Raw genomic sequence first — 23,930 nt, 5'->3', positions numbered from 1 at the left:
AGCCCCAGATTCCACAGAGGAACACGAATTCGCCACGATATGACGCCCTATACGAAGCCGGTGTATACTCAAGGAGAGGTGGAAAGCTGGATGCAACAGGGACTATCGAGGTTCAATCAGGAAGGTGGGTCCAGAGGTCCGAGCTTGAGTCAAAGCCGTGGCGTGGAGGAGACAACCATGACGGGGAATCGAAACCCAGTTGACGGGAAGCCCCAAACGACGCCAAGCAACCGGGAAATCGCCAGCCGGCTGGAGGAAATTGCCCAGTTGCTGGATGCCCAGCAGGCAAATCCATTTCGGGTGCGGGCCTATTACAACGCGGCAGAAACCATCCGTGGCCTGAACCGACCGATCCACCAGCTGTTGGAAGAAGAAGGGCTGGAAGGGCTGGAGCGACTGCCGACCATCGGCAAGTCCCTGGCCCGCTCCATCGAGCAGCTGATTCACACCGGTACTACGCCGCTGCTGGAACGCCTGCGCGGGAATATTCGCCCGGAGCGGGTTCTGACCACCGTCCCGGGCATCGGGCCAATCCTGGCCAGCCGAATCCACGAGGAGTTGGGAATTGAGACCTTGGGCGACCTGCTGGCCGCGGCCTACGATGGCCGTCTGGAACAGGTGCCGGGCTTTGGGCCACGCCGCCTGCGGGCCGTGCGGGAATCGCTAGCCGGCCGCCTGCATCGGCGTCCTCGACAGGAAGCGCCACAGATATCCTCCCCGCCTGGCGAATCGGAGGAGCCACCGGTGGCCGAACTGCTGGACATCGACCGGGAATACCGGGAGAAAGCACAGGCCAACCGCCTGCCCACCATCGCGCCCCGGCGCTTTAACCCGACCGGTGAGGCGTGGCTACCCATCCTCCACACCCAGCGCGGGGAACACCACTACACGGCCCTTTTCTCCAACACGGCCCGGGCCCATGAACTGGGGATGACCCGGGATTGGGTGGTGATCTACCGGGATGATCGCCGGGGCAACGGCCAGTGGACGGTAGTCACGGCACGCTTTGGCCCCCTGCGGGGCAAGCGCATTGTGCGGGGGCGAGAAGCAGAATGTCGGGCCTACTACCAGGCCCAGACCGGCCAGGACACGACCTGAGCCGTCAAATCCTGGCCCGGGCCAGGGCCTCGTTCTGCAGGGTGAGCAACTGGCTGATCCCCATCTCGGCCAGGAGCAACATGGCGTTGAGTGCCCCCCGGCTGAACGGCTGCCCCTCGGCCGTTCCCTGCACCTCCACGTATCGGCCGTCGGAAGTCATGACCACGTTCAGATCCACGTCGGCGGCCAGATCCATCTCGTAGTCCAGATCCAGCACCGCCTTGCCGTTGACCAGCCCCACGCTGACCGCGGCCACGGCCTGTTTAATCACCCCAGGTGGCACCAGGTTCTTGTGCTCCAGACGTCGGATGGCCAGGGCCAGAGCCACATAGCCGCCGGTGATGGCGGCGGTCCGCGTGCCCCCATCCGCCTGGATAACGTCGCAGTCCACCACGATTTGCCGTTCGCCCAACTTCTCCAGGTCCACAGCCCCACGCAGGCTTCTGGCGATGAGCCGCTTGATCTCCTGGGTTCGGCCCTTAGGGGTCAAGGTTTCCCGGTTGTTTCGCTCCTGGGTGCTGCGGGGTAACATGGCGTATTCCGCCGTAACCCACCCATGGCGAAACTTGCCGTGGCGCAGCCACCGGGGGAGATTCTCCTCGACGGTGGCATTGCAGAGGACCTTGGTATTGCCCATGGAGATCAGGACCGATCCCTCCGGGTACATGACATAGTCCAGCTCAAACTGCACTGGCCGCAACTCATCCGGCCCACGCTTGGTCGCACACACACGCGATTCCTTTCCTGCTGTGATCATCCTGGGTACCAACATCCCTGCCCACACCAGCGATCAGGCCGGAGTCCGCTGCAGGGTGGGGGCCAGGCAGCATCCCTGTTCCGGGCAGTCCGGGGCGCTGGGGGCAGGGTGGGGGCGTTCCACTGACCTATTATCCCAGAGGGAAGGGCTTTGGACAAGTGGCGAGCCAGGCCGGATCCCGGTCGAAACGTTCCTGGGCCTGGGGTGCATGTAGCTGTAGCCGACAACCGGTGGCAACAAAAAACCCTTCCACATGGAAGGGTCTCGAGGTGGAGCTAAAGGGACTTGAACCCTTGACCTCTACAATGCCATTGTAGCGCTCTCCCAACTGAGCTATAGCCCCACATGATGGCCTGGATGATGGCCGGTCAACCATGCTTGATTTCCGGCCCGCTTGCTCATCCAGCTTGAGAATATTTTACCGGTTTTCGCCGACCTGTCAAATTTCACACCCGGCAATTTCATTTCTAACCCTCTATCCGGGATGAGGTGGCTATCCTGGCCTCTCCGGCCTGCCAGGTGCCTACAGGTCCGTATCTGAAACCCGGTAGTGGAGCTGAGGGGACTTGAACCCCTGACCTCTACAGTGCGATTGTAGCGCTCTCCCAACTGAGCTACAGCCCCGTCTTCACACGTATTTGCCAACAGGCAACTGTTAACGTGACGAACCGCTTTCCAGTATAGCAAAGGGGGTCTTTTCCGTCAAAATGGCGAGGGATCTTTTTGGACACATTTTCCTGGTCCTAGGGCGGGGCCGCCAGCACAGTCACCGGCAGGGGACGGTTCATTCGATGGCGCAAAGCGGTCTGGTAATCCACATCCACCGCCCACCCCCGTTTCAACAGGGGGGAAACGTGATGACGGGCGGCTACGTCCACCACCAAAAAGGGGCCCTCCACCGTGCCATCCGGCCAGAGGATCCAGACCTTGCGGTTCAGATCGCCCCGCCGGAGCAGGGCCACATATCCCACGCACTCCGGGCAGGGGTCGATCTGGGCCATCTGAAGCCGATACGCGAGCACTTCCCGCATGATTCCGGGATTGTAGTACATGGCCAGGCCGTGGAGGGGCAAAGGCGAGCGTTCACTATAGGCAGGGGAAAGAGTTTCCCAGGTCTCCCCGGTGCCCACGGCCTGCCGGGTGCTACCAAGGCGGGGAAGGGCAGAGGCAACCGTGGGCGATGCGGTCCCTTCCTCGACAGGCTCATCCGCCGGCAGGAGCCGGAAAGGCATGGCGGTCGCGGCCGAAACCAGCCCCGTCCCGGTCCAACGATACGCGCCGGGGTAGAAACGGTCATCGCCCTGGGATCCCGCGGCGAGAAAAGTGGTGCCGGCCTCGCCTTCCTCCAGAGCCGCCAGTCGCTCCCCAGACGTTCGCGATGGGCCAGCTTGCGGGAGCGGCGTGGCCGTCGCGACAGGGAACCGGGTGGGTAGCGGCGATGGCTCCGTCGTCGGCAGTGTGGGCGTGGACGTTCCAGCAGGCGCCGCGGGTGGTGACGGCGCGGACGGCGACGGCACAAAGCGAAAACTGCTGTTGCGATAAAAGTTCGGATCCTCCGGTTCCGGCGTGGGTGAAGGGACATAGCGAAAGGTACCTTCATAGAACAACCCTGCGCCTCCATCCCCTGTTTCGCCGCTGCCACGCGGCCCCTGTGCCTGGCCGACCTGACGCCACCCCAGGGCCAACAGCACTGCCAGCAGCAGGCCAGGTAGAGAGCGACGCCACAGCTGCGCCCCCCAATGGGTGGCTGCACCTCGGCTGCCCGGCCCGGTCCGCGGCCGCGACGAGGCAGAGGCGGGCTTTAACCCCACTGGTCGCATAGACAACCCTTCCTATGAGTTCAAAATAAACATAAAACGCAAGATAAAAACCATCGAGTGCCCCCCAGCCGACGGCTGGGCCAGCCGGGCCAGGCAAGGTACCCAGGTAAGTTTTGGACCATCTGGAGTCTGCCGGAGCGCACGACGATTGACAGGATTCCATAATATACCACCCCGCGCTGTCACCAAAACCGTCAAAATCCTGTCAAATTTCAAGGGATGCCCCCAACGAAGGCCGCGCAAGGCTCATACAGCTCTCCTCAAAACGGCTGCCTGTCCGTTCCCCGCAGCCACAACTATCTCCCCTCTGACAATCTGCACAAAAATCGACTCAACACACGTTAACAAACGGCCAAACCTCTCCTAATCGCGCCGAAAACACCCGCGCGAGCAGATTTTCCGGCGCCAATCATCATGCAAAATGCACAAAATATATTATCCACCTTCGGTGCTTTTGCCATGGAATCGCCCTCAGATCGCCTGGTAAATTGGGCCCCAAAGTGTTGTTCACAGAGATGTATGTGCAGATTAAACAAGAATGGGAACAAAAGGAGAAGTCGTTCACCATGAACAATATCGAGGTCCTGAAGGCCCACAAACGCCCCCTGGATATCATTGAAGACATTTATCGCTGGGCAGAAGAAGGGTTCGAAGCCATTCCGCCGGAGCAGTATGACCTCCTGAAATGGTATGGCCTGTTTCATCGCAAACAGACGCCAGGGTACTTCATGCTGCGCATGCGCATTTCCAATGGCCTCCTGGATACTTACCAGCTGCGGACCCTGGCCGGCATTTCTCGAGACTTTGGCCGGGGAGTGGGGGACTTCACCACCCGCCAGAACATTCAGCTGCGCTGGATTGAAATCACACAGGTGCCGGAGCTCTTCCAACGCCTCCATGAAGCCGGGCTCACCTGCCAGCAGACGGGCATGGACAACTTCCGCAATGTCACCGGCTGCCCCGTGGCCGGGATGAGCCGGGATGAGTTCCTGGATGCCCGACAGCAGGCAGTGGCCACAGCCCTCTCTCTGCTGGGCCGGGAATTCGAGAACCTGCCCCGCAAGTTCAACATCTCCATCAGCGGCTGCCGCTACGACTGCGCCCACGCCCAAAGTAACGACATCGGCCTGATCCCGGCCATGCGTCGGGTGGGCAAGCACCTGATCAAGGGGTTTAACGTGCTGGTGGGCGGCGCCCTGGGGGGCACCACCCCCCACCTGGCCGAGCCCCTGGATGTCTTCGTGCGGCCGGAGGAGGCCACCGCCCTCTGCCGGGCCATCCTGACCGTCTTCCGCGACCACGGCAACCGGGAAAACCGCAAAGAAGCGCGGCTGAAATGGCTGATCTGGGATTGGGGCATGGATCGCTTCCGGGCTGAAGTGATGAAGGTCTACGGCGCAGCGCTGCCCCCAGCCGGCGAGAGCCAGCTCTACCCCCACCACGCCGCCCCCCTGGAGCGGGATCACCTGGGCGTCCACCCCCAGAAGCAGCGGGGCCTCAACTACGTGGGCCTGCTGGTGCCGGTGGGCCGTTTCACCGCCCAACAGCTTTTTGATCTGGCCGACCTGGCCGACCGCTACGGCAGCGGTGAAGTCCGCCTGACCAACGATCAAAACGTCATCATCCCCAACGTGCCCGATGCCCACCTGTCGGACCTGCTGGCAGAGCCCCTACTCCAGGAGTGGAGCCCTACCCCGTCCGGCATCCTGCGGGGCCTGGTGACCTGCACCGGCAAGGACTACTGCCACTTCGCCCTCAACGACACCAAGGGCATTTCCCTGGCCATTGCCCGGGAGCTGGAAAAGCGCTTCCCCGAGGCGGATCGTATCGTCCGCATCAACGTCTCCGGCTGCATCCACGCCTGTGGCCGCCACCGGGCCAGCGAGCTGGGGCTCCAGGCGCAGCGGGTGCGCCTGCCCGATGGTACCATCGTGGATGGCTTCGACATTTTCAAGGGCGGACAACTGGGTGAAGAACCCAGGCTGGGCGAGTTGGTCCACAAGCGGGCCACCCTGGAAGAGACGGTGGCCTATCTGTCCGCTGAAATTGGAACGAAATATCACCCCCTGGCCGAAGCGGCAGACTGACCGGCAGGCCATCCTCGACTCCCTTTTCCACTCCAGAAAGGCTGTCACACCATGGACCTGAAACACAAGGCAACGGGCATCGAGCTGTTCAGTTTCAAGCCGCCCCACATGCGGACGTTCCACCTGACCTGGTTCGCCTTCTTCCTCTGCTTCTTTGGCTGGTTTGGCATCGCCCCCCTGATGGCGGTGGTGCGGGAAGAGCTGGGGCTGACCCAGGCTCAGGTGGGAAACACCATCATCGCCTCGGTGGCCATTACCATCCTGGCCCGCCTGGCCATCGGCTGGGTCTGCGACCGCTTTGGCCCCCGGCGCACTTACGCAGCCCTCCTCATCCTGGGCGCCCTGCCCGTGATGGGGATCGGCCTGGCCAGTGACTACACCACCTTCCTCCTCTTTCGGCTGGCCATCGGCGTCATCGGCGCCTCGTTTGTCATCACCCAGTTTCATACTTCTCTCATGTTCGCCCCCAACGTGGTGGGCACGGCCAACGCTACCACGGCCGGCTGGGGCAACCTGGGCGGCGGCGTCACCCAGATGGCCATGCCCCTGATCTTCTCCGCCTTTCTGGCCATGGGCGTCAGCCAGGCCATGGGCTGGCGGCTGGCCATGGTCGTGCCCGGCGTGCTCATGATCCTGACCGGCATCGCCTACTACTGCCTGACCCAGGACACGCCCGACGGCAACTTCCAGGAGTTGCGGGCCCGGGGCGAGCTGGCCACCGGCCGCCAGATGGGCAACACCTTCTGGGAAGCCTGCCGGGATCACCGGGTCTGGGCGCTCTTTGTCATCTACGCGGCCTGCTTCGGCATCGAGCTGACCATCAACAACATCGCCGCCCTGTACTTCACCGACTACTTCAGCCTGGATCTCAAGACTGCCGGCCTGGTGGCCAGTCTGTTCGGGCTGATGAACATCTTCGCCCGTTCCCTGGGCGGCATCCTGGGCGACCGGGCGGGGATTCGCTTCGGTCTGCGGGGTCGGGTCTTCTTCCTGGTGCTGGTCCTGCTGGCCGAGGGGATGGCGCTGATGGTCTTCTCCCGCATGAACACCCTGGCCCTGGCCATCGGGGCGCTGATCGTCTTCAGCGTGTTCGTGCAGATGAGTGAAGGTGCCACCTACTCGGTGGTCCCCTTCATCAACAAGCGGGCGCTGGGCTCGGTGGCGGGCATCGTGGGCGCCGGCGGCAACACAGGCGCGGTGCTGGCCGGCTTCCTGTTCAAAATCGAATCCCTGCCCTGGCCCCAGGCCCTCCTGATCCTGGGCATGGTGGTGAGCCTGGTCTCCATGGCTGCGCTGCTGGTCCGCTTTTCGCCCGAAGAGGAGCGGGCGGCTCGGGAAGAAATGGAACGCCGACTGGCCAGCCAGGCAGCCCTGGCCGCCGCGGGCGCCGAGTAGCCATCCATGCCTGCAACCGACGAGGACAGCGAACATGTCTCAGACGACACGCCAGCCGGTCGACCGCTGGGTCAAGAGCTACTGCCCCTATTGCGGCGTGGGTTGTGGCCTGCTGGTGGGCCTCCACCAGGGCCGCGTGGTCAAAGTGAAGGGAGATCCGGACCATCCCTCCAACCAGGGGGACATCTGCGCCAAGCCGGTCTACCTGCCGCCCGTGCTCCAGACGCCGGACCGCCTCTGCCACCCGCAGATGCGCGCCCACCGGGGCGAGGAGTTCCGCCGGGTGAGCTGGGACACGGCCCTGGAGCACGTGGCCCGGCGCCTGGAGCAGATCCTGGCAGAACATGGCCCGGATGCCATCGGCTTCTACGGCTCCGGCCAGTTCACCACCGAGGATTACTACCTGGCCAACAAATTTGTAAAGGGCTTCCTGGGTACCAACAACTTCGACGCCAACTCCCGCCTCTGCATGGCCTCGGCCGTGGCCGGCTACGTCCGGGGCCTGGGCGCCGACGGCCCACCGACCTGCTACGAGGACATCCAGCACGCCGACTGCTTTTTCCTCATCGGCACCAACATGGCCGACTGTCATCCGGTGCTGTACCAGAAGATCCGCAGGCGCAAGGCGGAGGATCCGGACCGGGTCCGGGTGATGGTGGTGGATCCCCGACGGACCCGCACCGCGTCCATCGCCGATCTGCACCTGCCCATTCGCCCGGGCAGCGACGTGGCCCTCCTGAACGGCATGCTCCATGTGCTCCTGGAGGCCGGCCGGGTGGATCCAGACTTCATCGCCAGGTACACCCGAGACTTCCACCAGGTGGCCGCGGCCGTCCAGGCCTACCCGCCGGACCGGGCGGCCGCCCTCTGCGGCATTGAGCCCGAGCTGCTGGTGGAGGCCGCCATGGCCTTCGGCCAGGCCCAGGCAGTCCTTTCCTTCTGGAGTATGGGGATGAACCAGAGCACCCAGGGTGTGGCCAAGAACAGCGCCCTGCTCAACCTGCACCTGGCCACCGGCCAGATAGCCCGGCCCGGCGCAGGTCCCTTCTCCCTCACCGGGCAGCCCAACGCCATGGGCGGACGGGAAGCCGGGGGCCTGGCCCACCTGCTGCCCGGCTACCGCCAGGTGACCGATCCACAGCATCGGGCCGAGGTGGCGGCCCACTGGGGCATCCCGGTGGAGCGGCTGTCACCCCGACCCGGCTACAGCGCGCTGGAGCTCTTCGAGGCGGCGGCAGCCGGGAAGGTCAAAGCCCTCTGGATCATGTGCTCCAACCCGGCCGCATCCATGCCCAACCTGGCTCAGGTGGACGAGGCCCTGCGCCGGGCCGAGCTGGTGGTGGTCCAGGATGCCTACCACCCCACCGACACCAGCCGCTACGCCCACGTGCTGCTGCCCGCGGCCCAGTGGCCGGAAAAGGAAGGGGTGATGACCAACTCCGAACGCCGCCTTACCTACCTGCCGGCCATTACGCCGCCGCCCGGCGAGGCCCTGCCGGACTGGCAGATCATCGCCCGGCTGGCCCATAAGATGGGCTTCGCCCAGTCCTTCACCTACGCCTCAGCGGCGGAGGTCTTCGCCGAGTTTGTCGCCCTGACCCGGGGACGGCCGTGCGACTATGCAGGCGTCAGCCACGAACGGCTCCAACGGGAGGGGCCGCTGCAGTGGCCCTGCCCCGCGGCGGATCATCCGGGCAGCCCGCGGCTTTACACCGGCCGCGTCTTCCCCACTGGGGATGGCCGGGCCTGCTTCCAGCCGGCGGTGCACCAGGAGATCCACGAACAGCCCGACGACGAATACCCCCTGGTCCTGAACACCGGGCGGCTCAAGGACCAGTGGCACACCATGACCCGCACGGGCAAAGTGCCGCAACTGCTCAAGGAAGCTCCGGAACCCTTCCTGGAAATTCACCCGACGGATGCGGCCCGCTGGCAGCTCCAGGACGGGCGCCCGGTGGCGATCATCTCCCGGCGGGGCCGGGCTGTGGCCGTTGCCCGGGTGACGGACGACGTGCGGCCGGGCACCTGCTTCATGCCCTTCCACTGGGGGCGGCTGCTCAGTCCCCATGGCGCAGCCAATGACCTGACCAGCGCGGCCCGGGATCCCATCTCCAGGCAGCCGGAACTGAAGGCCTGTGCGGTACGGGTCCAACCGATGGAGATAGAAGCTGGGTTGGAAGAAAAAGCCCCGGCAGGAACAAATTGTCATCCCGCGCCATCTTTGCTACACTGCTACCATCTGGCGTCGGTGCCAGGCCAGGACAGAAATTCAGCGCCGCTACGCCTGGCGAAAACATGAAACGTCGGAGCGTTTCTGCCGGCATTGGCTTCCCACCGGGATGGCCATGCCGTTTCAGCCACCCTTGGCGGAAGTCCGCCCTGGAGCAAAGATGGTCGAACCGGAACCCGGAAGTTCTCGCAACCTGTTCCGCAGCCTGTCCGCTGACCAGCTCATGGCGGTGCTGCTCGTCGCGGCGGGCATCGCGTTGACCCTGTTCTTCGGAATGCGCTTTGTACGCGCCTATCGCCATGTGGGACCGCCGGCGCCAGGCAGGCCGGCCCCACAGGTGGAGGAGATCCGGGGGTGGATGACCATCGGCTACCTGTCCGCGGCATTTCACCTGCCCCCCGACTACCTGTTTCAGGCATTGGGCCTGCCGCCGGATGAAGATCCGCGCCGGCCGCTAAGAGTTCTGGCCCGGAAGTACGCGCCCGACGATCCAGAACGGTTCATGGAAGCCGTCCGTGAGGCCATCCGCGCCTACCAGGCGGCCCATCCTCCACCCCCGCGCCCGTAGGCCGCCCCATGAGTGACTTCAGCCTGAGCGACTATTTGCTGGCCTATATGGTGGCCTACGGCCCCTGGATGTTCGGCCTGGCGCTCCTGTTGGGCGCGCTGGGCGTCCCGGTGCCGGGCACCCTGTTGGTTCTGGCTGCGGGGGCCTTTGTTCGCCAGGGGATCTTCGATGGCGCCACCGTGGGCGCGCTGGGGCTGCTCGGCGTGGTGCTGGGGGATAGCCTCGGCTATGGATTGGGACGCTATGCCCGGCTGTGGGTGGAACGCCGCATGGGCGGCCTGGCCGCCTGGCGAACGGCCGAGGGGCATTTCCAACAGTGGGGCGGCGCGGCCATCTATCTCACCCGCTTCCTCCTCACGCCCCTGGCCGTCCCCACGAACCTGATCGCGGGTGGGAGCACCTATCCCTTTTGGCGTTTTTTCGGCTATGATGCCCTGGGGGAAGCAACCTGGCTCCTGGTCTACGGGGGCCTGGGATATTTCTTCGGCAGCCAGTGGGAGGCCCTGAGCGAGTTGATCAGCAATTTCAGCGGCCTGCTGGCCGGGATCGTCCTGCTGGCGGGCGGCCTCTACCTCTGGACGCAACGACTACGCCGCCGGAGTCAGCGCCTGGCCTGGGCAGCCCAGGGATCGCAGCCAGCTAGCCCTCGTCCGGAGAAGGGGGGCGCCGATTCCGCTTGAGGAGGCTACGCCGCCGCTTGGCCGCCAGACGCTGCTGCCGGGCCGCCTGGCTGGGCCGGGTAGGGCGACGCCGTTTAGGGCGCCTGCTCGCCTGGCGGATCAGGTCCACCAACTCCTCCAGAGCAGCGGCCCGATTCTGACGCTGGCTGCGGTAGCGCCGGGCCTCGATGACCAGCACCCCCTCCTTGGTCACCCGGTTGCGGGCCAGCCGCAGCAGACGCTGGCGAACTTCCTCAGGCAGGGAGGGAGAATGGAGCACGTCGAAACGAAGCTGGACAGCCGTGGCCACTTTGTTCACGTTCTGGCCACCCGGCCCCCCGCTGCGGATGAACTCCCACTGGAGTTCGTTTTCGTCAAGGGTCACCTCCGGCGTGATGGCAATCATGGCGAGGGGCGGCCTTGTCGCTGCTTTTCCCCCACCAACTCCCCCAACACCGCCAGGAAGCGCTCGATGGACGCCGGCTCCACCTCCCCCATCAGGCAGACCTGGATCCAATTGCGCTCCACCAGGTAGCTGCTCTTGTAACTTAACAGGTAGCCCCGTTCTTCCAGGCAATCGCCCAGGGCCACTGAGTGGATGCCAGGCGGCAGGGCGATGGTGGTGACCGCGGGCGACGCGTGGGCATCCGGCGCGACGATGGTCAGCCCCAGATCGCGCAGGCCCGCGCGCAAGGCCTCGGCCATGGCCGAGATTTCCTTCCCCAACGCGTCCACGCCGCCATACCGGGCGCGATGTTCCAGGGCAGCCCCCAGGGCGTAGACCAGGTTCGAAGAGATGGTGAAGGGCACACCGTCGCTGGCCGCGTAGATGCCCAGATCCAGATAGCGGGGGATGGCCGTAGGCGCCGGCGGGATGGGGTGGTTGTAAAAGACCATGGCCACGCCGGCATAGGAGGCCAACGCTTTGCCACTGGCGCCGGTAGCCAGATAGACCTGGCCCAGATCCAAGGGCACCGCGCCGATGGAGCTGATGCAGTCCACGCAAAGCTTCACATCATGGCGGCGGCAGAGCTCGGTCAGGCGGGGCAGGTCGTTGAGGATGCCGGTGGAGGTTTCACTGTGGACACACCAGAGCCACTCCAGCGCCGGATGGGTGGTGAGGTGGTGCTCCACAGCGGCGTAGTCCAGGGGTTCGCCCCACGGGGCTTCGATGAGGGCATGGCGCAGCCGCCAGCGCCGGGCATGGTCTACCAGCCTGCGACCGAACTCCCCGTTGCTCAACACCAGGCCGGGCCCCGGCAACTGGGCGATCTGGGCGGCCACGGCTTCGTTGGCCAGGGTGCCGCTGCCAAACAGAAGCTCCACAGCCCTGGCGTTGACCAGGGCGCATAGCCGCTCCTTCACCTCCTGCACATAGGCCATGAAACGGTCGCCCCGGTGGGAGACCGGCGCCCGGCTGAAGGCTTCCTGCACCGGGGCGGGGATGTTGACGGGGCCGGGCAGAAAGTTCACCGGGCCAGCAGACGTGGCCGAGGCCGTTCGGCGCGCGCCCTGGCCGTTGTCCTTCCCCTCCTGCAGCGCCCGGAGGGCCCGCACCCACGGCGTCTGACGTTGGGCGGCCTCCAGGGTGAGGTACATGGGCTGAAAGAGGGCTTCAGCCGTCCCCACCTGGGGGCCAAAGGGCACAAAACCCAGATGCCGGTAGAGCCGCTGTTGGCGAGTGGTGCCGGAAATGAGGGCCAGGGTATGGCCCCGACGGATGCCGTACTCGGCCACCAGCTCCATGAGGCCGCGCAGGACCTTGCCGTTGCGATGCTCCGGCACCACGTACAGGAGGCGAATCTCACACATGGACTGGTTGGGCGGCAGGTATTGATCCAGGTTGGGGAGCTTTTTGTCCAGGGAGAAGGGCCGCTGGGAGCGCAAGGCCAGCATGGCTACCACCGTGTCGTCTACCAACCCGATGGCGTAGGTGTTCTCATGGTGAAACTGATCCACCAGACGACGTTCCGGATTGGGCGCGTGCTGTGGGATCTCCTCCACGAAGGCCCGATAGTTCAGGCGGTGGATCTGCTCAAACTCCCAGTCTTCGGTAGCATACCGGAAAGTGTACGCAACCACGATTCCCCTCCCAGACAGTGGTTCCCTGGTCTTCGTCGATATTTTCCAGCGTGCCCGCCGGGCCGCGGCCGTCATCCCCTGGCCCGGTCCTGGTGCGTTGCATCCTCCGCGCGTGCCGCCCGCTGCCGGATCATCTCGGCCATGTTGGTGCGGTGGGCATAGAGGAGCAATGCCGAGATCAGGGCCACGGCCACCACCTGGCTGGCGGTACTATTCAACACCAAGCCGATAAAAGGCGCAAGCCCAATGGCCACCAGGCCACTCAAGGTGAAGGAACGGGTGAGCAGGAAGGCCAACCCCGCCGCGACCACCACACCCGCGGCCAGGACAGGATCCAAAACCAACAGCCCGCCGAAGCCGGCTGCGACCCCCTTCCCACCCCGAAATCCCAGCTGGACCGGATACAGGTGGCCCAGAACCACGGCCAGATAGGCCAGGACCACGCCCCAGGGTGCAAGTCCCTGCCACAGGGCCAGCCCCACGGCCAGGCTTCCCTTGGCCACGTCCCCCAAGAAGACGGCCACGAATCCGGCCGGCCCCAGGATACGGCCCGCGTTCTTGGCCCCGGCGTTGCCGCTCCCCAGCGTCCGGATATCCTGCCCCATCCGCCAGCGCACCAGGTAGTAGGCGGTGCAGAAGCAGCCCAACAGATAGCTGGCGGCTACCACCAGTACGGTCTTGAGCATGCCCTCCACTCCATCCTCCCTCTCACAATCCCACGCCCATCCCTGTTGGACAGAGATTCAAGCCGGGTGCCATCTGCCCCGTGGAGTGCGTTTTAACGCACTTGGGGTGTGCCAGCCGATGATTTCAATCATCGGCCCAAGGCCGGCCACGATCTCATGCAGAGCTCTCATGCAGAACTCTCCCTGTTGACGCTCCGGGCAAAAGTTGGGATAATCTCCCATGGCCAGGCAGGCCGACCTGTCCCCAGCCCGCCTGATTGCCCATGCCAACGTAATTCACGCTCAAGATCAGCATAACACAAAGGGAGCCACATGAAAACTGCCTCCACCTTGACCCACCTGGAATGTGGCCATTGTGGCGCCACCTATGACGCCCATCGCCTGATGAACCTCTGCCCGGCCTGCAGCAAGCCCCTGCTGGCCCGCTACGACCTGGCCCGGGCCGCCCAGACCCTCACGCCCCAGGCCCTGGCCAGCCGCCCCGCCAACCTCTGGCGCTACGAAGAAGTGTTGCCCGTGCAGCGCCGGGAGGCCATGATCACCCTGGGCGAGGGATGGACGCCCCTGATCCACGCCCAACGCCTGGGCCAGGCCATCGGCTGCCCCAACACCTACATCAAGGATGAATCCCTGAACCCCACCGGCAGCTTCAAAGCCCGAGGGCTCAGCCTGGCCGTCAGCCGGGCCTTCGAACTGGGCGCCCGGGAGCTGGCCATCCCCAGCGCAGGCAACGCGGCCGGTGCCCTCAGCGCCTACGCCGCGGCCGTGGGCCTGCCCGCCCACGTCTTCATGCCCCGGGATGTGCCCACCCCCTTCCAGGTGGAATGCCGAACCCTGGGCGCGTCGGTCACCCTGGTGGACGGCCTCATCACCGACTGCGGCGCCCGGGTGCGGGAAGGAGTGGAAGCCCACGGCTGGTTCGACGTGAGCACCTTGAAGGAGCCCTACCGCCTGGAAGGCAAGAAGACCATGGGGTATGAACTGGCCGAGCAGATGGGCTGGACCCTGCCCGACGTGGTCATCTACCCCACCGGCGGCGGCACCGGCCTGGTGGGCATGTGGAAGGCCTTCGACGAGATGGAACAGATGGGGCTCATCGGCAGCAAGCGCCCCCGCATGGTCACTGTCCAGAGCAGCGGCTGCGCGCCCATGGTGCGCGCCTTCCAGCAGGGCGCAGAATTTGCCGAGCCCTGGCAGGGCGCCCATACCGTGGCCGATGGGCTGCGGGTGCCCGCCGCGGTGGGCGACTTCCTCATTTTGCGGGCCCTGCGGGAAAGCCACGGCACCGCGGTGGCCGTCACCGATGACGAGATGCTGGCGTACGCACGCCAGATGGGCCGCCACACGGGCATCTTCCCCGCGCCCGAAGGCGCAGCCTGCCTGGCCGCCCAGGTGCAACTGCTGGAGCAGGGCTGGATCCAGCCCGACGAGACGGTGGTCCTCTTCAACACCGGCAGCGGCCTGAAGTACGCCCACCTCTGGGCCTGAAGCGCCATGGTGAACGTGCTGATACTCCAGTGCGGCGGGCCGACGCCGGTGGTCAACGCGTCCCTGGCCGCGGCCATCGCCGCCTGTCAGACCCACCGCGCGGTCGGGCAGATCTGGGGCGCCCGCCTGGGCCTCCAGGGGTTGGTCCAGGGCGACTGGGTGGAGCTCACGGGGCTGCCGGCCACGGCCCTGGAGCGCCTGAGCCGCCAGCCCGGCGCAGCCCTGGGCAGCGGCCGCTACCGGCTGCGAGAAGAAGAGCTGCCGGCTGCCTTCGCCCATCTGGCGAAACGGCGCATCGGCGTGCTCCTCCTCTTGGGCGGCAACGGCACCATGGCCGCGGCCCACCGGCTCGAGCGCCACGGCGTCGCCAGCGGCTACAAAGTGGATGGCCAGCCACTGCGGGTGGTGGGCATCCCCAAGACCGTCGACAACGACCTGGCTGGCACCGAGGTGGCGCCAGGCTACGGCAGCGCGGCCCGTTTCATCGCCCAGACCGTCCGGGATATTAGCCTGGACCTGTACGCCATGCGCAACTTCGATGATGTGGCGGTGCTGGAGGTGATGGGGCGCCATGCGGGCTGGCTGGCCGCGGCCGCGGCCCTGGCCCGGTCCCACCCAGACGACGCCCCCCACCTCATCCTGGTGCCGGAGCGCCCCCTGGACGAGGAGGCATTTTTGACCGCCGTGGCCGCGGTCCACCGACGCCATGGCATCTGTCTGGTGGTAGCGGCCGAAGGGCTGCGGGATTCGGCGGGTCAATTCCTGGCTGAAAAGTTCCAGAAGGCCGAAGTGGACGCAAGCGGTCAGCGGATGTTGGGATTGGCTGCAGGCGTGGCCCCCTACCTGGCCCACCTGGTGCGCAGCCGGCTGGGCCTCCTCTGCCGGCAGCAGCGGCCCGACACCATCCAGCGTTCGTGTCGGGCTCTCGCCCATGAGACGGACCGGCAGCTGGCTGTCCTGGTGGGCCGGGCCGGGGTGGAAGCGGCCCTGGCCGGCGTCAGCGGCCACATGGTCGGGCTACGGCACACGCCAGGCGGATGGGAGACAGCGCCTGTTCCCTTCGCCCAGGTGGTGGGCCAGGAACGGCTGCTGCCGGCCTCTTTCCTGGCGGCGGACACCTATGACCTGGCACCGCCCTTTTACGACTACACGAATACCATTGGTCTCTCCGTGGAGCGGGAGTACGTGGCCTTCTGACGGTTTTGTCTCTGTTGCCGCTGACCTTTTTGTCCCACGCGGGATGGAAACCGGATCTCCGGCTTGTAGGCTTCCCAGTCAGACTTCCCAGCCAGATGGGGCATCGTGCGGCCACGAGCTGCACCTACGACCAGGTCACCGTGGACAGCACCCACGTAGCCGGCGGCGCGTCCGGGGCGGAAACAGGGTGGGCGCAATTCACCCAAAATTTGGAACGCCCCCCCTTTTTTATGTTAGTTGACGCCCAAATGATTCTTTGCTATCCTTCTGCTCACTGAGAATTACTGCCATTTCAGCACCCCACCGCCAACAAATTCCAGCCGGAACTTACGCCAACCTGCTCCCCGGTGGCCTGAAAATCCGGTCTGGTCTCAACGCTCGGACAGGACATCGGCCGGATTTCCCAAACCCGGTCATTTTCGGTCCGGTTGTTTTCTGTCACTGTAGGCATCACCCGGGTTTGAGGTTCACGCCTGTCGTGCCTCAATGCCTCTTCGTTCTATCCACTTCTACGGACATGCCTAAGGAGGTAAACCATGGCCAAGACCAACCTGACCCGCCGCCGCTTTCTCCAGTTGACGGGAAGTGCCGTTGGCCTCTCCGCGCTGGCCGCCTGCGTGCCGGCCGCCCCGGCCCCGGCCACGGATACCGGCAGCGCCGGGGGCGCCGCACCAGCCGCGGAGCCCGGCTCCCTCTGGGTCCTCCACAAGCAGGACTTCCACCCCGAATACAATGAGTTTATCCGCCAGCACATCGTCTCCTTTGCGGAGGAAAAGGGGCTGCAGCTGGATGTGGCCTACACCGCCGGTTTCGCCGGCACCGGCGCGGACATCCAGAAAGTGGCGGCGGCCGTCCAGGCCGGGGAACCACCCGACGTGTGGATCGACAACATCAACCCCTTCCAGTTGCACCAGCTGGGCACCCTGCAGCCGGTCACCGATCTCCAGCAGGAGGTGAGCGCCAAATACGGCGAGCCGAACCCCCGTCCCAAGGCTGAAACCTTCCTGGACGGCGAGTATGTGGGTGTCACCCTCCACTGCCGCAGCGACGGCGGCTGGGCTCGACGGGATCTTTTCGAAGCGGCCAACATCGACCTGGCCAGCATGCGCACCTACGAAGAGCTGCGGGACGCGGCCCTGGCCGTTTCGGACCCGGCCAACGAGATGTGGGGCTGGGGCATGACGGTCAACCGCAGCGGCGACGGCGGCTACCTGATCACCCGGGTCCTCCACGGCTGGGGCGCCACCTGGGTGGACGAGACCGGCCAGAAGGTGACCATCGATTCGCCGGAAGCGGTGGCCGCGGTGGAGTGGCTGGTGGATCTCTACACCAATCCCCAGTGGGAGCCCATGCTCCCGCCCGGCGTCCTCAGCTGGACCGACACCTCCAACAACGAGGCGTACCTGGGCGGCAAGATTGCCTACACCCAGAACGCGGGCACCGTCTACGCCAAGGCCGTGGCCGACGGGCTGGAGATTGCCGACCTGACCATGTACGACGTCCCCAAGGGTGGGCCTGTCCTGCAGGATTTCAACGGCCTGGGCGGCATGTACCTCCACCTGATCAAGGGCGCCAAGAATCCTCAGGCAGCCCAGGAGCTGATCCTCAGCTTCTTCGAGGAAGATGTCATGAAGGGCATCTACAGCAACGCGGTGGCCTATGCCGTACCCGGCTACAGCACCATGTGGGACTGGGAAGAGATTGCCGGCAACCCCATCTCTACGGCCCTGAAGGACACCGCCCTGGATCCCAGCGGCTGGACCGGCCTGGCCTGGCCGGGGCCGTCCACGGCCCAGATCGGTGCGGTGGCCAACTCTAACATCCACACCGACATGGTGGCCAACGTCATCAACGGCCAGATGACCGCCGCCGAAGCGGTCAAAGACGCGGCAGAGCGCTCCATCCAGATCTTCAAGGAATTCGGCGCCGCCGGTGAGTAAGCAAGGAACCTGGTGGGGTGGCGCCTGGGGAGTAGGCGCCACCCTGTCGACCCTGTTTCAAGGCTGGGAGAGGGGGATATGAGCCAGACAACCTATCTCGGATCTGGTGCTGTCGCCAAACCGCAACGTCGGACCTTGCGGGTAACCCTGCAACGGATCCTGGGCCGGGACTGGGCCACCGCCTATGTCTTTGTCCTGCCCACCCTCGTCTTGATGGGTGGCCTGATCGCGTATCCCTTCATGAACGCGGTCTACCTGAGCTTCACCAACACGGTGAGCCTCCAGACCGGGCCTTTCGTCGGTTTGCGCAACTACCAGATCCTGTGGGAAAGTGATGCATTCCGCCAATCGGTGAAGAACACCATTGTCTACACCGTCAGCTCGGTGTTCTTCAAGTTCTGGCTGGGTCTGCTGGCCGCGCTGCTCATCCATCGCATCACTCGCTATCGCAATGTGCTGACAGGCCTGGTGCTCTTGCCCTGGATTGTGCCTTCGGTGGTGATCGCCCTGACCTGGCGCAACCTGCTGGACCCGGTCTACGGCGGCGTCAACCAGTTCCTGCTACAGATGAACCTGGTGGAACGGGGTTTTCCCTGGCTGGGTTCCTACAGCACAGCCATGCCCTCGGTGATCCTGGTCAACATCTGGCAGGGCATCCCCTTCTTCACGGTCATGATGCTGGCGGGTCTGAGCGCCATCGACCAGGAGCTCTATGAAGCGGCCCGCATCGACGGCGCCAACGCCTGGCGGCTCTTCCTGCACGTGACCCTGCCAGGCCTGCGCTACGTGATCATCGTGGCGGTGTTGCTCTCCACCATCTGGACCTTCAACAACTTCACCGAGGTCTTCCTGCTGACCAACGGTGGGCCGGCCGGCGCCACCCGCCTCTACTCCATCCTGTCGTGGGAATATGCCATCGGCAGTCTGCGCATGGGCGTGGGCGTGGCGGTGGCCATGACCATGGCGCCCATCCTGGCCATCTTCATCTTCTTCCTGGGCCGTTACATGTCGGCCGGAGGCCGGGTGGAAGAGGGCCGGGTGGAGGAAGTAGAAGGTCTCGGCAGCCAGCTGGCGTCGGCCTTCTTCTGGCCCTTCACCACCGTGCTGCGGGTGCTCCTCTGGGCGTTTGAGATCGTCAACGACGCCGTGGAAAGCCTGTTGGCCCGGGTGGGCCAGAGCCTGGGCCGCCTATTCCTGGGCGACAGTCCGGCCGGTCGGGTGCGGGCCCGTCGACTCTCCCGCCGCCTGGGGGGTGTGGTGGCGGGCATTCTCCTGCTGCTCCTGCTCAGCTTCGAACTGATTCCCTTCTACTGGGTGGTGATCACGGCCTTCAAGACCACCCGCCAGTGGACCAGTTTCGAGTCGGTCTTCTGGCCGTCGCCGTGGACGTTGGAGCAGTTCCGGACCCTCTTCGGGCCGACCCGGGCCTTTGCCCTCTGGTATCAGAATACGGTCATCGTGGCGGTGGTCAGCACGGCCGTCTCGGTGGTGGTGGCCTCCATGGGGGCCTACGGGCTGACCCGGCTACGCTGGCGGGGTTCCAACGTCTTCAGCAGCCTGGTGCTGGTGGCCTACCTCATGCCGGCCGTGCTGATGTTCATCCCCATCTACCAGATCTTCAGCGTCCTGCGGCTCACCAACAGCCTGACGGGGCTGATGATTGCGTACCCGACCTTCACCCTGCCCTTCGCCACCTGGCTGATGATGGGGTACTACGCCTCCATCCCCCACGAGCTGGAAGAGGCGGCACTCATCGATGGCTGCAACCACTTCCAGGCCTGGTGGCGGATTGTGCTGCCCCTGGCGGCGCCGGCCCTGCTGGCTGCAGCCCTCTTCGCCATCACCCAGGCGTGGAAAGAGTTCCTCTTCGCCTACGTCTTCCTCTCCAAGGAGCGGCTCTTCACCCTCTCGGTGGGGCTGGCCCAGATGATCATCGGCGACGTGTTGCCCTGGGGCGAGCTGATGGCCGCCGCGCTGCTCATGGCCGTCCCGGTGGTGATCATCTACATGCTGGGGCAGCGCTTCATGGTGGCCGGCCTGACCGCCGGGGCGGTGAAGGGGTAGGCAAAAGTCCCAGCGACCGGTACGAAACGGATCAAGCCGGACATCCAGCCCTTCCAAATGCCGGTTCGACAAGAGTACGACACGAAATGCCAGGGAGTTTCAGGCGATCCCCAGCCTGGAGCTCCCTGCCTTTTTCGGAGGTGCCCATGACCATGACGACACCTTTCGTCCAGCCAGTGCGCCAGCCTTTACCCCAGCCCAAGGCCGAGACGGCCAGTGCGGAACTTCGCATCTCCCTGCACTGGGCCATGGCCCTGTTCGTGGCCATGGGGCTAGTGACCATGTGGCTGAGCGACTTCCAACAAGATCTCACCCTGCGCTTCCGGGGCCTGCTGCTGGGAAACAGCCTCTGCCTCCTGGCCCTGCTGGTCTACCTCTTGAAGCAGCGCTGGCCCTTGATGGCCCGCTGGACGGCCCCGCTGGGCTGCGCACTGCTCATCGTGGCCGGCTACCGCTGGCTGGCCTACCCCGGCCTGCTGACCCTGGCCCCCACCCCCCTCATCCTGGCCCTCGCCCTGGTGGACCTGCCCTTCGCCCTGGCCACCGCCGGCCTCAGCTCCCTGCTCTGGCTCTCCTCCCTGCCAGGACCGGTCACACCTGCCGACCGTTCCCTGGTGCTGGCCGGCCTCTGGATCGCCATGGGCCTGCTATACGCCCGCTCCCGGCCGGTGCAGCAGGTGGTCCTCTGGTCCTGGCAACACTACCAGCGGGCCCAGCAACTGCTGGAAGAGGCACGCCAGCGCAAGGCCGAGCTGGAGCAGGTGCTGGATGAGCTCCTCCACGCCAACCGGCAACTGGACCTGCTCAACGAGCGGCTGGCCATGACCCGCCTGATGGCCGAGGAGGCCCACAAGGCCAAGGCCGCCTTCGTGGCCAAGGTGAGCCACGAATTCCGCACACCCCTCAACATGATCATCGGCCTGGTGGACCTCATGGTGGAAAAGCCCGACCTCTACCACCACAGCCTGCCCGCCACCCTGCTGGAGGATCTGCGCATCGTCCAGCGCAACTGCACCCACCTGGCCAGCATGGTCAACGACGTCCTGGACCTGAGCCAGACTGAGGCCGGCCGCCTCACCCTACACCGGGAGTGGGTGGACCTGTGCCAGGAGATCGAGGCGGCGGTGACCACGGTCCGCCCCCTGACGGAGAAGAAGGGCCTCTGGCTGCGCTTCCAGGCAGACGAGCCCATCCCCACGGTCTACTGCGACCGCACCCGCATCCGCCAGGTAATCCTCAACCTGGTCAGCAATGCGGCCCGCTACACGGAAAGGGGTGGCGTTCAGGTGGAAATCGAGGAAAAGGCGCCCTACGTGGTGGTGCGGGTCATCGATACCGGGCCGGGCATCGCGCCCCAGGACACGGAGCGGATCTTCGAGCCCTTCTACCAGGGGTCCAACAGCGTCTGGCGGGATCGCAGCGGCAGCGGCCTGGGGCTGAGCATTAGCAAGCAGTTTGTGGAACTCCACGAGGGGCGCATCTGGGTGGAGAGCGAGCCCGGCCAGGGCAGCACCTTTGTCTTCCAGCTACCCATCTTTCCCCTGGCCGAGGCCATCGCGCCGCCCAATCGGTGGATCAGTGAGGAGTGGCAGTGGCTGGAGCGCAGCGAACGCCCGGCCATCCCCCGGCTTCCCTACAGCCGGCGCGTCATCGTCTGCGACCAGAGTGGCGAGCTCTACCACATGCTGGCCCAACACTTCGACGACCTGGAGCTGGTGGAAGCCCTGGATGAGCAGGAGGTGCTGGAGGAACTGGAGGAGTGCCCGGCCCACGCCCTCTTCGTCAACGCCCCAGAGCCGGCCCAGCTGCAGGGCCTGCTGGAGCGGCTGCGCCCCCTGGCGCCGGATACGCCGGTCATCGGCACGGTGCTCCCCTCCACCATGGGCCAGGTATGGGATGCCGGCGCGGTCCGCTACCTGATCAAGCCCGTGACCCGGGCCGATCTGCAGGCCAGCCTGGATGCTTTGGGCCGTCCCGTGGCCCACATCCTCATCGTGGACGACGATCCGGACTTCCGCAAGTTGCTGGCCCGCATGTTGAAGCTCCTGGTGCCCGGGCTGACGGTGAGCGGCGTGGGGAGCGCTGGCGAGGCCCTCTCCATCCTCCGTACCCGGCCCCCCGATGCCATTTTCCTGGACATCAGCCTGCCAGACATGGACGGCTGGGCCTTCCTGGCGCAAAAGAGCCAGGACCCCGGGCTACGGGAGATCCCCGTCACTATCGTCTCGGCCCAGGATCTGACCGTCCAGCCGTCCACTGTCCCCCAGTGGACCATCACCCTGGGCCAGGGAATCCCGGTGCACAAATTCATGGAGGGCTCCCTGGAGCTGGCGGCCTCCCTGCTCGCGCCAGAGCCAGCTCCAGCGCCTGGATAAAGGTTTCCCGCCCCACCGGCTTGGCCACGTAGAGCGTCGCGCCCAGGGCCAGGGCCAGCTCCTCCCCCCGTACCACTGAGCACACCACCACCGGCGTCCCCCGGGTCTGGGGGTCCTCGTGGAGCCGGGTCAGCACTTCCCAACCGTCCATATCGGGCAGCATCACGTCCAGCACGATCAGGTCCGGGGCCAGGGTGGCGATGGCCTCAAAGGCCCGCTGGCCCTCGGCCACATGGCTGATGCGATAGCGGGTGCGCTCCGTGTAGCGGCGATAGACGTGGACCAGGTCCCGGTTGTCGTCCACCACCAGCACCTTGACTTCACGAACCCGGGGCAGCCGGATGTGGAAGCCGCTGTGCTCCGGATCGTGGCGAATCTGAACCGTGCCCCCCTGGGCGGCCACCGTCTCTCGGATGAACTCGCTGTTGGGGGGCGACTGGGCTGCAGGTGTGCTGACGACCTGCAGGGCCACCGCGTCCCCGTCGGGCCGGGCGGCCAGCCGGATCCGTCCCCCGGCCATCTGCTGGGCCAGGCGCTGCACGGCCATGATCAGGATCTGGCGCAGGATGGAGGGGTGCACCGAGGTCACGCCGGCGGGCAGCTCCGATTCGGCCGTCAGCTGCACCTGGTAGCGGGCGGCCACGGGCTGCTGGATGCGGACCACATCCTGGATGGCGGCCAACACATCGGCCACCTGGCCGGGGGCGTTCTGCTGGAGGGAGGCCAGCTCCCGGTGCACCTGGGAGCGCCAGGCCTGGGCGGGGTCAGACGGGACATCGGACGGGGCTGGCTCCAGGGCTTCGGGACCCTCCGTCAGTTCTTTCGTCACTTCGTTCATCCCCGCATTCATCCCCTCATCCGTCACCGGGGCAGAGCGCCGACGGTACTGCTCCCAGAGGCGCTGGGCCAGGAGGTGCACAGCCCGCTGCTGTTCCCGGCGCAGGTGGCGGGGGGTGATGCCCAGCCGCTCGGCCGTCTCCTCCTGGGTCAGCTCCTGGACGTAGCGGTAGGCCAGGAGGGCGTGGAGGCGGCGGAGCCGGGCTGTGGCGGGCACGTGGGGGGCGGGCTCCAGGCGTGCGATGGCCCGTACCACCAGGTCCTGGAGGGAGGTGCCGGGGGCGGCTTCGGTGGCGGCCAGAACCTTGCGCACCAGCTCGGGCGGCTGGAAGGTGGGGTCGTAGAGGTGGGTGAGGGTTTCCCGCAGTTGTTGTTCGAAATCATCAAACATACCGGCAAGCATGGCCATGGTCCGGATCGCGTCCGGTCGATGTCCGGATGAGGACCTTGTGGGGGAATGGGGTCATGGGTAAGCTGGGAAGCGCCAGTGAACATCCGAGACAACTTCTGTGCCCTCAGGATACCGGGATAGCCTGATCCCGTCAAACTGCGGGTGCCTTCTGAGGAAGGACATGACGCGTTCCGGGATCAGAGGCTTTGAGATATACGGCCCGATTCATCCCGGCTTCATTGACCATGGTCCTTGA

At 65.5% G+C, this 23,930-nt stretch carries 17 protein-coding genes and 2 tRNA genes; 11 read left to right on the top strand and 8 right to left on the bottom strand.

The window, feature by feature from the left end:
* The first annotated feature begins 177 nt into the window (after positions 1-177).
* A complete protein-coding gene (locus FKZ61_RS15300) occupies positions 178-1,098 on the top strand; it encodes a helix-hairpin-helix domain-containing protein (protein WP_141610998.1) in 921 nt (306 codons plus the stop codon).
* A gap of 4 nt (positions 1,099-1,102) precedes the next feature.
* On the opposite strand, the gene rph is transcribed toward FKZ61_RS15300, so the two are convergent.
* The 4 genes from rph to FKZ61_RS15280 all read right to left on the bottom strand — a co-directional run bounded on the left by rph (position 1,103) and on the right by FKZ61_RS15280 (position 3,462).
* Entirely contained in the window at positions 1,103-1,855 is a 753-nt protein-coding gene (gene rph, locus FKZ61_RS15295) for a ribonuclease PH (RefSeq protein WP_141610997.1), read from the bottom strand.
* A 270-nt stretch (positions 1,856-2,125) separates the two neighbouring features.
* Positions 2,126-2,198, bottom strand: a tRNA-Ala gene (locus FKZ61_RS15290).
* Between the two features lie 208 nt (positions 2,199-2,406).
* Positions 2,407-2,479, bottom strand: a tRNA-Ala gene (locus tag FKZ61_RS15285).
* 119 nt (positions 2,480-2,598) lie between these two features.
* The gene (locus FKZ61_RS15280) at positions 2,599-3,462 is read right to left on the bottom strand and encodes a hypothetical protein (protein WP_141610996.1); all 864 of its coding nucleotides are present in this window, start codon (positions 3,460-3,462) and stop codon (positions 2,599-2,601) included.
* Between the two features lie 779 nt (positions 3,463-4,241).
* Between FKZ61_RS15280 and nirA the strand changes: the two genes are divergently transcribed.
* From nirA to FKZ61_RS15255, 5 genes are all read left to right on the top strand, one after another.
* Positions 4,242-5,762: a ferredoxin--nitrite reductase gene (gene nirA / locus FKZ61_RS15275; protein WP_170199792.1), complete on the top strand. Its 1,521-nt coding sequence runs from the start codon at positions 4,242-4,244 to the stop codon at positions 5,760-5,762.
* A 51-nt stretch (positions 5,763-5,813) separates the two neighbouring features.
* Positions 5,814-7,157: an MFS transporter gene (locus FKZ61_RS15270; protein WP_141610994.1), complete on the top strand. Its 1,344-nt coding sequence runs from the start codon at positions 5,814-5,816 to the stop codon at positions 7,155-7,157.
* 34 nt (positions 7,158-7,191) lie between these two features.
* Complete coding sequence (locus tag FKZ61_RS15265) at positions 7,192-9,456, top strand: molybdopterin oxidoreductase family protein (protein ID WP_141610993.1); 2,265 nt, start codon at positions 7,192-7,194, stop codon at positions 9,454-9,456.
* Between the two features lie 91 nt (positions 9,457-9,547).
* On the top strand, positions 9,548-9,955 hold the full coding sequence (locus FKZ61_RS15260) for a hypothetical protein (protein WP_141610992.1): 408 nt from the start codon (positions 9,548-9,550) through the stop codon (positions 9,953-9,955).
* Positions 9,956-9,963: 8 nt separating this feature from the next.
* Positions 9,964-10,635, top strand: a complete 672-nt coding sequence (locus FKZ61_RS15255; RefSeq protein WP_141610991.1) for a DedA family protein — start codon at positions 9,964-9,966, stop codon at positions 10,633-10,635.
* Here FKZ61_RS15255 and arfB read toward each other — a convergent pair.
* From arfB to FKZ61_RS15240, 3 genes are all read right to left on the bottom strand, one after another.
* The gene (arfB, locus tag FKZ61_RS15250; RefSeq protein WP_141610990.1) at positions 10,595-11,020 is read right to left on the bottom strand and encodes an alternative ribosome rescue aminoacyl-tRNA hydrolase ArfB; all 426 of its coding nucleotides are present in this window, start codon (positions 11,018-11,020) and stop codon (positions 10,595-10,597) included. The two genes, FKZ61_RS15255 and arfB, sit on opposite strands and share 41 nt — an antisense overlap.
* Positions 11,017-12,696 carry an aminotransferase class V-fold PLP-dependent enzyme gene (locus FKZ61_RS15245; protein ID WP_211358585.1) on the bottom strand — a complete coding sequence of 560 codons (1,680 nt, stop codon included), beginning with the start codon at positions 12,694-12,696 and terminating at the stop codon, positions 11,017-11,019. Before FKZ61_RS15245 ends, arfB begins: the two co-directional genes overlap by 4 nt.
* Before the next feature lie 71 nt (positions 12,697-12,767).
* Positions 12,768-13,382 (bottom strand): glycerol-3-phosphate acyltransferase, encoded by a 615-nt coding sequence (locus FKZ61_RS15240; protein WP_141610988.1) that lies wholly within the window; start codon positions 13,380-13,382, stop codon positions 12,768-12,770.
* A gap of 312 nt (positions 13,383-13,694) precedes the next feature.
* Here FKZ61_RS15240 and FKZ61_RS15235 point away from each other — a divergent pair, with 312 nt between their 5' ends.
* The 5 genes from FKZ61_RS15235 (at position 13,695) to FKZ61_RS15215 (ending at position 22,446) form a co-directional block, all read left to right on the top strand.
* Complete coding sequence (locus FKZ61_RS15235) at positions 13,695-14,870, top strand: threonine synthase (RefSeq protein WP_141610987.1); 1,176 nt, start codon at positions 13,695-13,697, stop codon at positions 14,868-14,870.
* A 9-nt stretch (positions 14,871-14,879) separates the two neighbouring features.
* Positions 14,880-16,067, top strand: coding sequence for a diphosphate--fructose-6-phosphate 1-phosphotransferase (locus tag FKZ61_RS15230; RefSeq protein WP_170199790.1), 1,188 nt, complete (start codon positions 14,880-14,882; stop codon positions 16,065-16,067).
* A gap of 536 nt (positions 16,068-16,603) precedes the next feature.
* Complete coding sequence (locus FKZ61_RS15225) at positions 16,604-18,007, top strand: extracellular solute-binding protein (RefSeq protein WP_141610985.1); 1,404 nt, start codon at positions 16,604-16,606, stop codon at positions 18,005-18,007.
* Positions 18,008-18,085: 78 nt separating this feature from the next.
* Positions 18,086-20,071 carry an ABC transporter permease gene (locus FKZ61_RS15220; protein ID WP_141610984.1) on the top strand — a complete coding sequence of 662 codons (1,986 nt, stop codon included), beginning with the start codon at positions 18,086-18,088 and terminating at the stop codon, positions 20,069-20,071.
* A 146-nt stretch (positions 20,072-20,217) separates the two neighbouring features.
* Positions 20,218-22,446, top strand: a complete 2,229-nt coding sequence (locus FKZ61_RS15215) for an ATP-binding response regulator (RefSeq protein WP_229964272.1) — start codon at positions 20,218-20,220, stop codon at positions 22,444-22,446.
* On the opposite strand, the gene FKZ61_RS15210 is transcribed toward FKZ61_RS15215, so the two are convergent.
* On the bottom strand, positions 22,379-23,692 hold the full coding sequence (locus FKZ61_RS15210; RefSeq protein WP_141610982.1) for a response regulator: 1,314 nt from the start codon (positions 23,690-23,692) through the stop codon (positions 22,379-22,381). The two genes, FKZ61_RS15215 and FKZ61_RS15210, sit on opposite strands and share 68 nt — an antisense overlap.
* Positions 23,693-23,930: the final 238 nt, after the last annotated feature.

The sequence above is a fragment of the Litorilinea aerophila genome, assembly GCF_006569185.2.
Lineage (GTDB): Bacteria > Chloroflexota > Anaerolineae > Caldilineales > Caldilineaceae > Litorilinea > Litorilinea aerophila.
The sequence above is the reverse complement of the archived record's forward strand: the minus strand, read 5'-3'. Positions and strand labels throughout refer to the sequence as shown.

Bases quoted from the DNA above. Each gene is read 5' to 3' on its own strand.
- FKZ61_RS15300 (WP_141610998.1), top strand. From the start codon at position 178: ATGACGGGGAATCGAAACCCAGTTGACGGGAAGCCCCAAACGACGCCA.
- FKZ61_RS15260 (WP_141610992.1), top strand. From the start codon at position 9,548: ATGGTCGAACCGGAACCCGGAAGTTCTCGCAACCTGTTCCGCAGCCTG.
- FKZ61_RS15225 (WP_141610985.1), top strand. From the start codon at position 16,604: ATGGCCAAGACCAACCTGACCCGCCGCCGCTTTCTCCAGTTGACGGGA.
- nirA (WP_170199792.1), top strand. From the start codon at position 4,242: ATGAACAATATCGAGGTCCTGAAGGCCCACAAACGCCCCCTGGATATC.
- FKZ61_RS15210 (WP_141610982.1), bottom strand. From the start codon at position 23,692: ATGGCCATGCTTGCCGGTATGTTTGATGATTTCGAACAACAACTGCGG.
- FKZ61_RS15240 (WP_141610988.1), bottom strand. From the start codon at position 13,382: ATGCTCAAGACCGTACTGGTGGTAGCCGCCAGCTATCTGTTGGGCTGC.
- FKZ61_RS15235 (WP_141610987.1), top strand. From the start codon at position 13,695: ATGAAAACTGCCTCCACCTTGACCCACCTGGAATGTGGCCATTGTGGC.
- FKZ61_RS15265 (WP_141610993.1), top strand. From the start codon at position 7,192: ATGTCTCAGACGACACGCCAGCCGGTCGACCGCTGGGTCAAGAGCTAC.
- FKZ61_RS15255 (WP_141610991.1), top strand. From the start codon at position 9,964: ATGAGTGACTTCAGCCTGAGCGACTATTTGCTGGCCTATATGGTGGCC.
- FKZ61_RS15215 (WP_229964272.1), top strand. From the start codon at position 20,218: ATGACCATGACGACACCTTTCGTCCAGCCAGTGCGCCAGCCTTTACCC.
- FKZ61_RS15270 (WP_141610994.1), top strand. From the start codon at position 5,814: ATGGACCTGAAACACAAGGCAACGGGCATCGAGCTGTTCAGTTTCAAG.
- FKZ61_RS15220 (WP_141610984.1), top strand. From the start codon at position 18,086: ATGAGCCAGACAACCTATCTCGGATCTGGTGCTGTCGCCAAACCGCAA.
- arfB (WP_141610990.1), bottom strand. From the start codon at position 11,020: ATGATTGCCATCACGCCGGAGGTGACCCTTGACGAAAACGAACTCCAG.
- rph (WP_141610997.1), bottom strand. From the start codon at position 1,855: ATGATCACAGCAGGAAAGGAATCGCGTGTGTGTGCGACCAAGCGTGGG.